Source organism: Arthrobacter sp. 10T416 (assembly GCF_056394165.1).
In genome coordinates this window covers 13,643-27,966 of the sequence record NZ_JBFTHI010000001.1, presented here as the reverse complement: position 1 = coordinate 27,966, position 14,324 = coordinate 13,643, and the positions used below count along the sequence as shown (strand labels likewise).

Here is a 14,324-nt window from a genome sequence, read left to right as displayed (position 1 = left end):
TACTACGTTCCGTAGAAATCTCTGGTTAGACTGAAGCCATGAAAATTTTGTTCGACATCCTGGTCTTCCTGCACATCATCGGCGCGACCATGATCGTCGGCATCTGGATCGGCCAGATGAAGAAGCCCACCGTCCACCCCCGCCAGTTCGATGGCGCCGTCCTGCAGCTGATCACCGGCATTGCCATGATGGGCCTGATCCCGGCCCTCGACATGGACGCGAACTACGCCAAACTCGGCGTGAAGTTCACGGTGGCCCTAGTCGTGGCCGTGCTGGCCTTCATCGGCCGCCGCAAGTACAAGAAGGACGAGCCGATCAGCAAGGGACTCGCCCACAGCGTCGGCGGACTGGCCCTGCTCAACATCGCGATCGCGACCCTCTGGCAGTAGCCTCCGCTTCTCCACCACGACGGCGGCGCACCCCACACGGGGTGCGTCGCCGTCGTCGTTCACCCTAGGATGGACAAGGCAGGATCCGCCGCCAGGCAGGATCCTGATTCAACGACGCTGAGGAGTGGACATGGCAACGACACGCACCGCACACACTGTATGGAACGGCGACCTGATGTCAGGGGCGGGCAACACCACCCTGGACAGCTCGGGGCTGGGCAACTTCGACGTCACCTGGAAGGCGCGCGCCGAAGCCGCCGAGGGCAAGACCAGCCCGGAGGAACTCATCGCCGCCGCGCACTCGGCCTGTTTCTCCATGGCCTTCAGCCACGCCCTGGCCCAGGCCGGCCACACGCCGGAGGAAGTCAACACCAAGGCCGACGTCACCTTTGAGCCCGGCACGGGGATCACCGGAAGCCACCTGACCCTGAACGCACGCGTACCCGGCATCTCCGAGGACGAGTTCCAGCGCATCGCCGAGGAAGCCAAGACCGGCTGCCCGGTGTCGGCCGCCCTGACCGGCATCAAGATCAGCCTGGACGCGACGCTCGCTGCCTAGTCCTGGCCTGCCCTGCACGCACAACGGCCCCCGTCCGGAGATTCCGGACGGGGGCCGTTATTCATACTGGCTAGTTGCCTGGCTGGCGGGCGGGAAGCGGGGCAGGCCGCACCCGGCGGTACCCTTCGCGCAGCGGCGGCCGGTCGGTCGGCAGCTCCTGGATCATTTCCTTTAGCGCCCCGATGCCGTACTCCAGCTGCGGATCGGCGCCCGCGGCGTAGGCGTGCGGCGGGAAGGCCACCTCAATGTCGGGAGCAACACCATAGTTCTCGACGCCCCAGCCCACACCCCCGGTGAACCAGGTGGCGTAGCGGGGCTGGGTGACCCCGGTGCCGTCCGCGAGGGCGAACCGGTTGTCGATCCCGACGACGCCGCCCCAGGTGCGGGTGCCGATGACTGGTCCGATCCCGCGCAGCTTGGACACCTGGGTGATGATGTCCCCGTCGGAGCCGGCGAATTCGTCGGTGAGGATGATGACGGGTCCGCGCGGGGCGTGGTGCGGGTAAGTGCGCGGACGCTCGCCCCGGGGCATGCTCCAGCCGGTGACTTTGCGGCCGATCAGCTCGGCGACAAGCTGCGACGTGTGACCGCCCCGGTTCCGGCGGACGTCCACGATCAGGCCGTCCAGCGACGTTTCCGTGTCCAGGTCGCGGTGCAGCTGGGCCCAGCCGTTAGCCATCATGTCCGGGATATGCAGGTACCCGAAGGTGCCCTGCGAGGCTTCCCGCACAGTGCGCCGGTTGGAGGCGACCCATTCCTGGTAGCGCAGCCGTTCCTCGTCCTTGACGGGTACGACGGCGACGCGGCGCTGGTTGCCGGCCTGCGCGCCGTGGCCGGCGCCGTTGCGCAGGGTCAGCTCGACGGCCCGGCCGGCGGCGCCGGCCAGCTGCACGGCGGGCGTCAGGTACTCTGTCAACTCAACACCGTCGATGGCCAGCAGGACATCGCCGGCGCGGGCGTCGACGCCGGGCCGGGTCAGCGGTGAAGTCGCCAGCGGATCCGAAGACTCCCCCGCAAGGACGCGGGTGATCTCCCAGCCTCCGGCGGTGAAGGCGAGGTCGGCGCCGAGCCGGCCCTGGCCGTTGCTGCCGTTCTCCGTGACCATAACGGGGCGGACATAGGCGTGTGAGGTTCCCAGTTCGCCGTGCAGTTCCCACAGCAGGTCCACGAGGTCATCGTGGGAGCCCAGCCGGTCCACGATCGGCCGGTACCGTGCGTGCACCGAGTCCCAGTCCTGGCCGGCCATGTCCTCGGTCCAGAAGAAGTCCCGCTGCAGGCGCCAGGCCTCGTCGAAGGCCTGGCCCCAGACGCTGACCGGGTCCAGCCGGACCCGGATGCGGGTCAGGTCGACCTTCACCAGCTGGCCGGCGTCCTCGTCGGCCTTCGAGGCCGACGGCGAGACGCGGATCTGCTTGTCCTGAACCAGGACAACCTTCTCGCCGTCGCCGGTCAGCCGGTAGCTGTCCAGCGCCTCGACGATGGTCGTGGTGCGGCGTTTGGCCAGGTCGAAGCGGACTAGGCTCGGTGCCGCATTTTTGTCTTCCAGGCTGGCGCGGCCGTCGCCGGTCACGCCGGCCAGCTCGTGGTCCAGCCACAGCAGGGCGCCGCCGGCGGCGGAGAGGTCCGTGTAGTTGCCCTGCGGCACGGGAACGCTGATGACGCGGTGCGCCAGGCCCTCGGCGTCGACCCGCACCCGGACGCGACTGTCCGTGCCGTTGGCGGCATCACCGTCGGCGTCGTCGCCGTTGGCGTCCCCGTCGGCGCCGGTCGTGGCGGCAGTGCCGGCCGTGTCGGGGAGGGCGACGCTCGGGCCGAACGGCGACGGCGTATCCGCCGCCAGGGCCACGAGGTACGGCTTGATGGGGCTGGGGAAGGAGAGGTCGAAGGCGTGACCGTCGTAGACCGGGTCGAAACTGCGGTTGGACAGGAAGGCCAGGAACTTGCCGTCAGGGGTGAAGGCAGGCGATTCGTCGCGGAAGCGGCCGTCGGTGACGTCGATGATGGTCGGCTTGGACTTTTCACTGCCCGCCGCGGCGTCCCCTGCTGCGGGTTCCGCGATCGGCGCCAGCCGGAGCCGGGTCCGCGATCCGAAGGAGGTGACGGGTTCGGCCCAGCCGAGCCACGCCGAGTCCGGCGACCAGCTGAAGCCGTCGATGCTGCCGTCGCCGATGCTGCTCAGCAGGGTGAGGGCACCGGTGCGGGTGTCCGCCAGGTAGATATCGCCGAAAGAGGTCCCGATGGCAATCCAGTTCCCGTCCGGGCTTGCCTCCATGGCGCTGGCACGGCTCGGCTTCGGGAAATCGATCCGGGTGAGCCCGGCCTCAGCGGCGTGTTCCTGCGCGGGTCCGGTTCCTGTCGCGGAGTCGTGGCCTGCACCGGGGGCGGTGTCCGCGGTGCCGGCGGCTGGGGCGGCAGTTTCCGCCGCGGCGCCGGCCTCGGCGGGCCGGGTCAGGGCTGCTGCGGACACGGGGCGCGGCAGCGGCGTGCCGCCGTCGGCGTCGTGCCCGGCCTTGGCGGCGGAGTCCTGGGACGGCACCGGGGCAACTGCGCCGCGGATGCCTGCCACGGGGGCGGCGATGGCTTTCAGGTAGAGCGCCTCGATGCCGTCGTGGTCAGCAATGTATGCGATGCGCCCGGCTCCGAAGGGCCTCGGCAGCCTGGCGCGGACGCCCGGGGTGGCCTCAAGGATGCGCGACGGACCGTCCTTGTGCCGCAGCCAGTGCAGGGTGCCGTGCGCTTCAACTGCGCTGGCGTCGCCGGTAGTGTCGGGGATGACATCGCCGAGGTGGCGGGACGGCTTCAGCGCGGCCGCGCGGCGTGCCTGCGAGGCGGAGCCCAGGGTGATGTCGAGCTTGACGGCCTCGGCGTCCAGTCCGGAGAGGAGCCAGAGTTCGCCGGCCGATTCGAACACCACGCGTTCGCCGTCGGTGGCCGCATGCCGGACGTAGAAGTCCTCGTGGTCCGTGTGGCGGCGGAGGTCGGTCCCGTTGGGCAGCACGGAGTACAGGTTGCCGTAGCCCTCATGGTCGGACAGGAAGGCGATCCGGCCGCGGACCCACATGGGGTCGGTGAGGTTGCCGTCGAGTTCGGCGGCGAGCCGCTCGAACTCGCCATTGCCGTCAGCGTCGATCCACAGCTTTCCTGCCGTTCCGCCGCGGTAGCGCTTCCACCAGGCCGGTTCACGGGAGAGGACGCTGGCAAGGACGACAGGGCGCTCATCGCCGACCACCGTGCCGTAGGCGACGGACTCGACCGGTCCGAATGGCAGTTCCTCGGCCCAGCCGCCGTCCACCGGCAGGCTGTAGGCGTTCGTCAGGCGGCTGTCCGCCTGCCGGAAGGCGCTGGTGACCACAATGTCGCCGTCGGGCGTGAAGCCTTTGACCTTGGTGGAGGCGTGGCCGAAGTAGCTGAGCTGGCGGTATCCGCCGCCGTCGACGGCTGCGGTGACGACCTCCGGTGCCGTGCCTTGGACGACGGTCCAGACCAGGTGCCGGCCGTCGGGCGTGAAACGCGGGTTGCGGGCGGGAAGCTGGAGCGAGGAAACCCGCCAGGCGCGGCCGCCGTCGAGGGGCGCGATCCACACGTCGTCCTCGGCCACGAAGGTGACCAGATCGCCGTGAAGATGCGGGAAACGGAGGTAGCTCGAAGAGGTCATCGTTCGATCATAGTCAAAGAGCGCCGCGCCCCCGGGGAGGTTTCCCTGCCGTGCCGGGCATGGTGAGATGGATCATGCGCATCCTCATTGCCGGAGCCTCCGGGCTGATCGGAACCGCCCTGTCCAGCACCCTCCGCGAGCAGGGGCACGACGTCGCCAGCCTGGTTCGGCGGCCGCCGGCCTCCCCCGCTGAGTTCCAGTGGGATCCGGCCGCGGGGCGCATTGACGACACGGCGCTGCAGGGTGTGGACGCCGTCATTAACCTTTCGGGCGCCGGCATCGGCGACCGGCCATGGACCCGGCGACGGATCAATGAACTCAGCGCCTCCCGGCTGGGGCCGACGCGGACGCTGGCAGCCGCAATGGGCCGCACGGACACTCCCCCGCAGGTCTTCCTGAGCCAATCGGCCTCCGGGTACTACGGCACCGCCGGTTCAACGGTCCTGCGGGAAAACGCTCCCTCCGGGAGCGGGGTGCTGGCACGGATCTGCTCGGACTGGGAGGCCGCGGCCCACGAGGCGCCGGCGGGGGTTCGGGTGGTCACGCCCCGCACCGGGGTGGTCCTCAGCCGCAGCGGCGGAGCCATCGGACGGCTGATGCCGCTGCTGCGCCTGGGCGTAGGCGGACCGCTGGGCTCCGGGCGGCAGTACTGGCCGTGGATCACACTCCCCGACGTGGCAGGCGCGTTCTCCTTCCTGCTGACCGCGCCGGTGGAGGGACCGGTCAACGTGTGTGCGCCCGAAGACGCGGACGTGAACTCCCTGATCGCGCGCCTGGCCGAGGCGCTGCACCGGCCGGCCCTGCTGCGTGTTCCGGCTCCGGTGCTGCGCCTGGTGATGGGCGAGCTGGCCAATGAACTCCTGCTCGCCAGCCAGCGGATGGAGCCTGCCGTCCTCGCGGAGGCCGGGTACCGGTGGCAGCACCCGTCGCTGGCCGAGGCAGCAGCCTGGGTGGCCGCCCGCGGTTAGCCCGGTGCGACTGGGAGGATCTCCTGGATCCGCCATTGTCCCTGCACCCGGACGAGCACCAGGCGCAAATGCTGCCCGACCGCTGCGGCGCCGTCGGCCACCACCGTCCCCGCGGCGTCGCGTTCCCGATAGGCCGGGGAGGCCACGGTGACGGCCACCACGGCCCGCGTACCGGTGCTTTCCGGTTGGCGCAGCACCCCGGACAGGTGCGCCTCGAATCCGTCGAGGGCGTGCCCGGACGCCGCCAGCCGGGAGCCGATCAGGGCATCCGCCGCCGCGGCAGGCGACGACGGCGCGTTCACCTGTGCCAGCAGGCCGACGTTGCCCGTGCTGAGGGCATAGGACCGGAGACCGGCGAGACCGCGGACCGCCTCCTCGGGCCGGGGCGCCGCAAGCAACCCCCGCAGGTCCTCGGGCACAGAGCCGGGGGTTTCCGGGCGGACGGCCGGTGGGTTCGGGACGGCCGGTGGGTTCGGGCCCGCCGGTGTGGTGCGGCCAGTAAGCGGGGGCGCGGTGGCGGAAGCCTGCCGGCCGGCCGAGCCGTCCGGCGCCCGCACTTCCGCAGCCCATTCTCCCGCCGCCAGCTTTCCGGCAAGGAACAGCGTTCCGAACACTCCGGCCGCAAGGACGAGGACTGACACAACACCGGTGGCCAGCGCCCTGCGGATCTCCGGACGCCGCCGTCGGGTCGACCTCACAGCTGGAGCCCGGCCCGTCCCCACACTTGGAGCCCGGGTCCGGCCGGAGTTTCGGCTAGGGCCGACTCGGCCACCCCGGGTCCAGCGGCCGCCCCACGTGTCCCGCCCGCCCAGGCGCCGCCGGGAGCGGGAGGCATGCCGTGCCGACGAGGCGGGGCCGGCTGCGGCGGCACCTGCCGGAACCGGCGAACGTCGCGGCGCGGAATGCGCCAGGGCGTTGTGCCCGCGATTCCGTCCGGGCAGCATCCGGTGCCGCAAGGCCCTCAGCCGCGCGGCCCGCCGTTCCCGTGCGCTCATCGGGAACGAGCGGCGGGTCAGGAGCTGCGGTAGGACGCTGGCATGCACGGAGACGGAGAGGTCCACGGGTGTGGCGGCGGCACTGCGGTAAATCGATGTTGCCAGCTCCGCGGCGGAGGGCCGTAGGCGGCGGTCAGCGCTCAGGCCGGAATCCAGGGCGTCAGCGAGTTCGGCGGGGACTCCGGGCACCAGCAGCGTCAGGGGCGGCCGCTCAGGCTCCGGACCGGGCGCACTGCCGGTGAGGCAGAACCAGCCCACGGCCGCCAGGGAGTAGACATCGCGCTCCGGCTGCAACCCGGCCCGGACGGCGTCCACCGGCGCGGGGTCGCTGAAGCCCTTGGTGCCCTCCCGGCCCTCCGCCGGCGGATCGACCAGCATCCGCGCCACCCCGAGGTCCGCCAGCAGCGGCTTGCCATGGGCAGTGAACAGCACGTTTCCAGGCGACACATCACCATGCGTGAAGCCCTGCCCGTGCAGGTAGGCAAGGACCTGCGCGATCGGCGTCAGGACGGTGACGGTCTCCCCGGCCGTCACCCTGCCCCGCGCCGCAAGGAGCTGCGCCAGCGATCCGCCGGGGGCATAGTCCAGAACCAGCCCCAGGCCGAGTCCTTCCCGGCCGTACCGTGCCCGAACAACACCATGTGCCCGGACCAGGTGCTCGTGGTCGAGAACTGAGAGAATCCGGACCTCCCGCCGCAGCGCGTCCTCCGCGTCAGCGCTCCGGGCTGCGTCCTCCGGCGGGCCACCGCCGGCAATGGCAGCTGTCAGGCACTTCAATGCCACCTCCTGCCCGGAAGCAAGGTCCGTACCGAGCCACACCTCGGCGCTGCCGCCCCGCCCCAGCCGCCGTCCGACGTCGTACCCGGGAACCTCCGGCGTCTGGCCGGGGAATAGGGAATTGGCGGGCACGTTGTTGTCCATACCTCAGGGATAGCCGATCCGCGGGATTTCCGCAGAAGTTATCCACAGGTGTGAGAGCTTGGCCACACAATCGGTTCGCTGGAGCGCCGGGGACTAAGCTGGATGCCATGACTCTTGAGTTCTCCCAGCTGGGTCTCGCTCCGGAATTCGTCGACTACACCCGCGGCTGGGAAATCCAGCGCGAACTCCACGAGAAGGTCGTCGCCGGAACCGCACCCAGCACCGTTCTTTTGCTCGAACATTCCCCGGTCTACACCGCTGGCAAGCGCACCGAGGACCACGAACGCCCCTTCGACGGGACGCCTGTGGTGCCCGTGGACCGCGGCGGCAAGCTCACCTGGCACGGCCCCGGCCAGCTGGTGGGCTACCCCATCATCAAACTGAAGAACAAAGCCGGGATCCGCGACTATGTTGAACGCCTGGAAGCAGTCATGATCGCAGTCCTCGCTGATTACGGCATCGACGCCGTGCGAATCAAGGGCCGGGCCGGCGTCTGGATCGAACAGGACAGTAAAGGACCCGACCGGAAGATCGCCGCGATCGGCATCCGCGTGCACGAAGGCGTGACCATGCATGGATTCGCCATCAACTGCAACAACGATCTCGCCCCCTACGGCCAGATTATTGCCTGCGGCATCACCGACGCGGGGGTCACCACCATCGCGCAGGAGACCGGCCGGGACGTCGCTCCGGCCGACATCGTGTCGCGGGTCATCGAGGAATTGCGCAACAATGAAGAAGCCCTAGTTGCAAACCATGAAGGAGCCCTACTGTGACACTGGCACCAGAAGGCCGCAAGATGCTGCGGATCGAGCAGCGCAATGCGGCCACCCCGGTGGAGCGGAAGCCCGAGTGGATTAAGGCCAAGGTCCAGATGGGCCCGGAATTCGTCCAGCTCAAAAACCTCGTCAAAAAGGAAGGCCTTCACACCGTCTGTGAAGAGGCCGGCTGCCCCAACATCTTCGAATGCTGGGAAGACAAGGAGGCTACCTTCCTGATCGGCGGCTCCGAGTGCACCCGCCGCTGCGACTTCTGCCAGATCGACACCGGCAAGCCCTCCCCCGTGGACATGTTCGAACCCACCAAGGTGGCCCGCTCGGTCCAGTCCATGGCCCTGCGCTACGCGACCGTGACCGGTGTGGCCCGCGACGACCTCGCAGACGAGGGCGTCTGGCTCTACGCCGAAACCGTCCGCAAGATCCACGAACTGAACCCGGGCACCGGCGTCGAACTCCTCATCCCGGACTTCTCCGGCAAGCCGGAGCACATCGCCGCGATCTGTGACTCCAAGCCCGAGGTCTTCGCGCACAACGTCGAGACCGTCCCGCGGATTTTCAAGCGCATCCGTCCCGCGTTCCGGTACGAACGCTCGCTGGACGTCATCACCCAGGGCCGCAACCTCGGCATGGTCACCAAGTCCAACCTCATCCTCGGCATGGGCGAGACCCGCGAGGAAATCTCCGAGGCCCTCCGTGACCTGCACGAGGCCGGCTGCGACCTGATCACCATCACCCAGTACCTGCGCCCGTCCGAACGCCACCTCCCCGTGGACCGTTGGGTCAAGCCGCAGGAATTCGTGGACCTCCAGCAGGAAGCGGACGAGATCGGCTTCCTCGGTGTGATGTCCGGTCCCCTGGTCCGCTCCTCGTACCGTGCGGGCCGCCTCTGGGCCACCGCAATGCGCAAGAAGGGCTGGGAAATCCCCGCCGAACTCGCCCACATCGAGTCCTCCGGCAGCACCCGCCAGGAAGCCAGCTCGCTGCTCGCGGCACACTCCTGACCGACCCCGCACACCCTTGCCGCCCAGGGCCGGCTCCGGACCATCAGGTGTCCGGCCCTGAGCCGTGCATCACGTAGAATTAAGGCACTATGGCGAATTTCCCTGACTCCAGCACGTCCACGTCTTCTGCAGACGAGCCGAAGCGCGGCCTCTTCTCCCGCAAGCCAAAAGAGGCCAAGGCGAAGAAGCCCAGCCGGCTGAAGCAGATCCGCGAAGTCTTCCAGATGACCCGCCGCCACGATCCCATGGTTCCGTGGCTTATGCTTCTGGCCTTCCTCGGCGTGGTCGCGGTCAGCTTCCTGGTGGGCTTCCTGCTGGACAACTGGATCACCGGCCTGATCATCGGTATTCCGCTGGGCATCCTGGCCGCCACACTGATCCTGTCGCGGCGCGCCGAGCGTGCCGCGTTCGCCCAGATTGAGAACCAGCCGGGCGCCTCGGGCGCCGCGCTGGGCACCCTGCGCCGTGGCTGGATCACGGAAGACCAGCCCGTGGCGGTCAACCCCCGGACGCAGGACGCCGTGTTCCGCGCCGTCGGACGTCCCGGCGTCGTGCTGGTCAGCGAAGGTCCCAGCCACCGCGTCAAGCCGCTGATCGACGGCGAACGCAAGCGCCTCTCGCGCATCCTGCCCAACGTCACCATCCACGTGATCGAGAGCGGCCGCGGCGAGGGCCAGGTGCCGATCAGCCAGGTCGCCAAGAAGATGGGCAAGATGAAGAACGAGCTGACCAAGACCGAGGTCAACACCGTTTCGAAGCGCATCTCCTCCCTCGGCAACCGCCTCCCGATCCCCAAGGGCATCGATCCCTACAAGGCTCGTCCCGACCGCAAGGCCGCCCGCGGCCGCTAGCCGGATCGCGCCGAGCCAGCTTTCCAGAACCGCCCCAGGGTACCGGCATCACGCCGGCAGCCGGGGCGGTTTTGTTTAGCGGCGGACGGGCCTTCCGCGCGGGTCCGGCTCGGTGCGGTCCGCCGCAGCAACCCGTCACCTGCCCCCTGCCCCGTGCCACTTCCACAGCCACCACCGACCCTGGAGACTGTCCATGAAGCTCCCCGCAAAGTCCGCCGTCATCAAGACCTTCCGGATCCTTGCCGTTGCCGAGGCCTGCAGCTGGGCGGCGCTCCTGGTAGGAATGTTCCTCAAGTGGGTGCTCCGCAGTACGGAGCTGGGCGTGCAAATTGCAGGGCCGGTCCATGGCGCGTTCTTCATCGGCTACGGGATCGCCGCCCTGGTGCTCTGGCGGCAGCAGCGCTGGCCCTTCCGGGTGGCACTGTTCGCCGGACTCTCCGCCGTGCTGCCGTTCACCACCATCTGGTTCGAGCACTGGGCAGCCCGCCATGGTCACCTGGGAGCGGAGCCGCGTGGAGTCGCGTCGACGCCGGTCGAGGAATCGGCCCGGGTCTAGGGGCAGGGGTCCGCCGGACTTGAGGCCAGCCTCCAAGGCCGCCGGGCTTTGAGCCAGCATCCAGGTCCGCCGGGCTTGAGGCCAGCCTCCAAGGTCGACCGGCCCACAACCTCCAACGCCGACCTCAGCACCGTCGCGCTTCCGACGCCGGCCCCTTGCTTAGTCCCGTCGCCGTCGGCGGTTGCGCGACTCCTATCCGATCACCACAAATGGCCGCTTTGAGGGCGCTATAGCGGCCATATGCGGCAAATCGACGTCGGAGGTGCGTCCCCGCGAACGCGGCAGCCAGGTTCGGGGTGCTGTGCAGGCACAGCGGCGCGGTTGGGCAATTCCCAGACACCTGGTTGGTTTCTTGGGACGACGACGTCGGTCGAGTCCCCCGTAGCCCACCCACGCCTCAGAAACGAGACGCTTCGCCACAAATGGCCGCTTCGACGGGTGTCATAGCGGCCATATTCGTCAATTCGGCGTCGCAAGTGCGTCCCAGCGGCGCGGTTGCGCATTCCTCGCACCTGATTGGTTGCGCGGGACGACGATGTTGTCCGACGCCCCCGGAGAGCTCATACGTCAACGGACGCACACCATTCGCCACAAATGGCCGCTTCGACGGGGGTCATAGCGGCCATATACGGCAGATCGACGTTGTAGGTGCGTCCCCCGGCGACGCTGCAGCCACATTTGGGCTGCGGTCCAGGGCACAGCGGCACGGTTGGGCAATTCCCGGGCACCTGGTTGGTTGCTTGGGACGACGACGTCGGTCTAGTCCCCCGTAATCCACCCACGCCTCAGAAACGAGACGCTTCGCCACAAATGGCCGCTTCGACGGGTGTCATAGCGGCCATCTTCGGCAAACCGACGCGCTTTGGACACGCACGGCGGCGATGACTTGCCTATCGGAGTGTCGGTATCGCGCCAAGAGTGGCACCGGGCCGCCAAGCAAGGCCCCCTCACCCTCGCCGGCACAAAACGTGAGAAGCTACCGGCGGACGAGCACCGTGTTCATGGCCTTGTCGTGCAGACCCCGGTGATCCGGGTCGAAAATAACAGCCGGGATCACCAGGCACAGCAGCACGCTGCGGACCAAGCCCGGGAGCGGTCCGGCCGGGCCACCGTCAAGCCGGGTGACGTGGATGCCCATGATGCGGTGGCCGATGCTGTAGCCGAGGGTCCCGACCAGCAGCGCCTGTTCGACGGCGAACACGGCCAGGGTGGCCCAGGAATCCCCGGCGAAGGCAAAGTTGCTGATCAACATAGCAATGCCCCAGTCGATGCAGATGGCGACAATCCGCCGGCCCGCGCGGGCGATCGACCCCGGGCCGGACTCGGGCAGGCCCAGCCGCTCGCCCGGGTATTTGGAGATGCCGGACGTGTCCGGTCCGCTGAGCCAGGAGCCTATGTCTTTACGATCAACCACACCCCAAGCCTATCGGTTCCCGGGCCTCAACCCCGCGGCGGCCGGGAGGCACCGGGCCTCAACCCCGCGGCGGCCGGAAGGCACCTGGCCTCATGCGGACCTCATTCGGACGTGTCCCGGCCAGGCCCGGACCGCAAGGACCACATGTTCACATCGTGGACGAAAGTAGGTCACACAGCGGACGCGGATAGGCCACACTGTGGACAGCGTCTAGGTTTAACACGTCAGTGCATTCTGTAACCTGCCCGAAACAAAGCGGACACCGAGGGGAAATCCCGTGTCCTTAGGGTGGTAACAGTTGCTAGGGCATCGCTGGCAGGGTGAACTGCGTTCGCCCGGCGGGTGTACTGCGCTGGACCACACGGCCTGACGGCCAGATCTTTTTATATGCGTAAGGAGCATAGATGTTCAAGACTGCGGACGAAGTCCTCAAGTTCATCAAAGACGAAGACATCAAATTCGTTGATATCCGCTTCACCGACCTGCCGGGCGTTCAGCAGCACTTCAACGTTCCCGCCAAGAGCGTGGACGCGGACTTCTTCGTCAACGGCCAGCTCTTCGACGGTTCGTCGATCCGAGGCTTCCAGGGCATCGCCGAGTCGGACATGCAGCTCATCCCGGACGTGACGACGGCGTTCGTTGACACCTTCCGCATTGAGAAGACCCTCGCGCTGAACTTCTCCATCGTCAACCCGCGCACGGGCGACCCGTACCACCGCGACCCGCGTGGCGTGGCCGAGAAGGCTGAGGCCTACCTGGCCTCCACCGGCATCGCCGACACCGCGTTCTTCGCTCCGGAGGCCGAGTTCTTCGTCTTCGACAACGTCCAGTACCAGTCCTCCCCGCAGGGCAGCTTCTACAAAATCGACTCCGAGGAAGCACACTGGAACTCCGGCCGCGAGGAAGAGGGCGGCAACCTCGGCTACAAGACCCCCGTCAAGGGCGGTTACTTCCCAGTGGCCCCGACGGACAAGCAGGCGGACCTGCGCGACGCCATGTGCATCGCCCTGGACGAGGCCGGCCTTGATGTCGAACGCAGCCACCACGAGGTCGGCTCCGCCGGCCAGGCTGAGATCAACTACAAGTTCACCACGCTGACCCACGCGGCAGATGACCTGCAGAAGTTCAAGTACGTCATCAAGAACACCGCCGACGCCTGGGGCAAGTCGGTCACGTTCATGCCGAAGCCGGTCTTCGGTGACAACGGCTCGGGCATGCACTGCCACCAGTCGCTGTGGAACGGCGGCGAGCCGCTGTTCTACGACGAGAAGGGCTACGCCGGCCTGTCCGACACCGCCCGCTGGTACATCGGCGGCCTGCTGAAGCACTCCTCCGCGGTCCTGGCCTTCACCAACCCGACGGTGAACTCCTACCGCCGCCTGGTCAAGGGCTTCGAAGCCCCGGTCAACATGGTCTACTCGCAGGGCAACCGCTCCGCCGGTATCCGCATCCCGATCACGGGCTCCAACCCGAAGGCCAAGCGCATCGAGTTCCGCGCGCCGGACCCCTCCTCCAACCCGTACCTGGCGTTCGCTGCCCAGCTGATGGCCGGTATCGACGGCATCCGCAACCGCATCGAACCCCCGGCTCCGATCGACAAGGACCTCTACGAGCTCCCCGCCGAGGAAGCCAAGGACATCCCCAAGGCCCCGGGCACGCTCGAGGAAGCCCTGGATGCCCTCGCCGAGGACAACGAGTTCCTGCAGGCCGGCGGCGTCTTCACCCAGGACCTCATCGACACCTGGATCGAGTACAAGTACGAGAACGAAATCCGCCCGCTGTCGCTGCGCCCGAACCCGTACGAGTTCGAGCTCTACTACGGCGTCTAGCCAAAGCGTGCGGCCGCCCCGGCTTTAGCCCGCGGCGCGCCTGCACGGCCCTGGTCCATTGGACGGCGAGCCGTAAGCACAAAGACCGGCCCGGGAATTACCCCGGGCCGGTCTTTCTTCGTTCCGGGCGCCCAGGCAGCACCTTTACCGGCCGGCCTATCGACGTCCGTACTTCTTGTGCACCGCCTGCTTGCTCACGCCAAGACAGACGGCTATGGCTTCCCACGAGAGTCCGGCCTGGCGCGCCCGCAGGACCGCCTCGGTTTCTGTTCGAGCCAGCTCCTTGCGGAGTTCGGCAACCGCGTTGAGTGCCTCGGCGGGACCTTTGCCGCCCATCGCTCCGATTAATGTCTCCATCGCGCACCTCCGGCGTCAACATTAGTTGACGACGGCGGCGGAGGTCAATG

Annotated in this window: 12 protein-coding genes; 8 read left to right on the top strand and 4 right to left on the bottom strand. The window is 68.2% G+C overall.

Translation table 11 applies throughout. The annotated features are described in order from the left end of the window. The first annotated feature begins 38 nt into the window (after positions 1-38). Together AC1DBE_RS00130 and AC1DBE_RS00125 are read left to right on the top strand one after the other, a co-directional pair. Positions 39-389: a hypothetical protein gene (locus AC1DBE_RS00130; RefSeq protein WP_476879660.1), complete on the top strand. Its 351-nt coding sequence runs from the start codon at positions 39-41 to the stop codon at positions 387-389. A gap of 130 nt (positions 390-519) precedes the next feature. Continuing rightward, positions 520-948: an OsmC family protein gene (locus AC1DBE_RS00125; protein ID WP_476879659.1), complete on the top strand. Its 429-nt coding sequence runs from the start codon at positions 520-522 to the stop codon at positions 946-948. 70 nt (positions 949-1,018) lie between these two features. On the opposite strand, the gene AC1DBE_RS00120 is transcribed toward AC1DBE_RS00125, so the two are convergent. After that, positions 1,019-4,603, bottom strand: a complete 3,585-nt coding sequence (locus AC1DBE_RS00120; protein WP_476969253.1) for a S41 family peptidase — start codon at positions 4,601-4,603, stop codon at positions 1,019-1,021. 74 nt (positions 4,604-4,677) lie between these two features. Between AC1DBE_RS00120 and AC1DBE_RS00115 the strand changes: the two genes are divergently transcribed. Next, entirely contained in the window at positions 4,678-5,571 is an 894-nt protein-coding gene (locus AC1DBE_RS00115) for a TIGR01777 family oxidoreductase (protein ID WP_476969252.1), read from the top strand. On the opposite strand, the gene AC1DBE_RS00110 is transcribed toward AC1DBE_RS00115, so the two are convergent. Next, positions 5,568-7,487, bottom strand: a complete 1,920-nt coding sequence (locus AC1DBE_RS00110; RefSeq protein ID WP_476903462.1) for a protein kinase domain-containing protein — start codon at positions 7,485-7,487, stop codon at positions 5,568-5,570. The two genes, AC1DBE_RS00115 and AC1DBE_RS00110, sit on opposite strands and share 4 nt — an antisense overlap. A gap of 107 nt (positions 7,488-7,594) precedes the next feature. Between AC1DBE_RS00110 and lipB the strand changes: the two genes are divergently transcribed. The 4 genes from lipB to AC1DBE_RS00090 all read left to right on the top strand — a co-directional run bounded on the left by lipB (position 7,595) and on the right by AC1DBE_RS00090 (position 10,674). After that, entirely contained in the window at positions 7,595-8,263 is a 669-nt protein-coding gene (lipB, locus tag AC1DBE_RS00105; protein WP_476879494.1) for a lipoyl(octanoyl) transferase LipB, read from the top strand. Further along, the gene (gene lipA / locus AC1DBE_RS00100) at positions 8,260-9,267 is read left to right on the top strand and encodes a lipoyl synthase (RefSeq protein ID WP_476903463.1); all 1,008 of its coding nucleotides are present in this window, start codon (positions 8,260-8,262) and stop codon (positions 9,265-9,267) included. Before lipB ends, lipA begins: the two co-directional genes overlap by 4 nt. Before the next feature lie 89 nt (positions 9,268-9,356). Then, the gene (locus AC1DBE_RS00095; RefSeq protein WP_476879492.1) at positions 9,357-10,118 is read left to right on the top strand and encodes a DUF4191 domain-containing protein; all 762 of its coding nucleotides are present in this window, start codon (positions 9,357-9,359) and stop codon (positions 10,116-10,118) included. Between the two features lie 193 nt (positions 10,119-10,311). Continuing rightward, complete coding sequence (locus AC1DBE_RS00090; RefSeq protein ID WP_476879491.1) at positions 10,312-10,674, top strand: DUF3817 domain-containing protein; 363 nt, start codon at positions 10,312-10,314, stop codon at positions 10,672-10,674. A 976-nt stretch (positions 10,675-11,650) separates the two neighbouring features. Here the strand turns inward: AC1DBE_RS00090 and AC1DBE_RS00085 are convergent. Next, positions 11,651-12,088, bottom strand: a complete 438-nt coding sequence (locus AC1DBE_RS00085; protein ID WP_476969251.1) for an RDD family protein — start codon at positions 12,086-12,088, stop codon at positions 11,651-11,653. Between the two features lie 404 nt (positions 12,089-12,492). Here AC1DBE_RS00085 and glnA point away from each other — a divergent pair, with 404 nt between their 5' ends. After that, positions 12,493-13,917, top strand: a complete 1,425-nt coding sequence (glnA, locus tag AC1DBE_RS00080) for a type I glutamate--ammonia ligase (RefSeq protein ID WP_476969250.1) — start codon at positions 12,493-12,495, stop codon at positions 13,915-13,917. Between the two features lie 156 nt (positions 13,918-14,073). Here the strand turns inward: glnA and AC1DBE_RS00075 are convergent, their stop codons facing one another. Beyond that, complete coding sequence (locus tag AC1DBE_RS00075; RefSeq protein ID WP_476969249.1) at positions 14,074-14,274, bottom strand: AsnC family protein; 201 nt, start codon at positions 14,272-14,274, stop codon at positions 14,074-14,076. Positions 14,275-14,324: the final 50 nt, after the last annotated feature.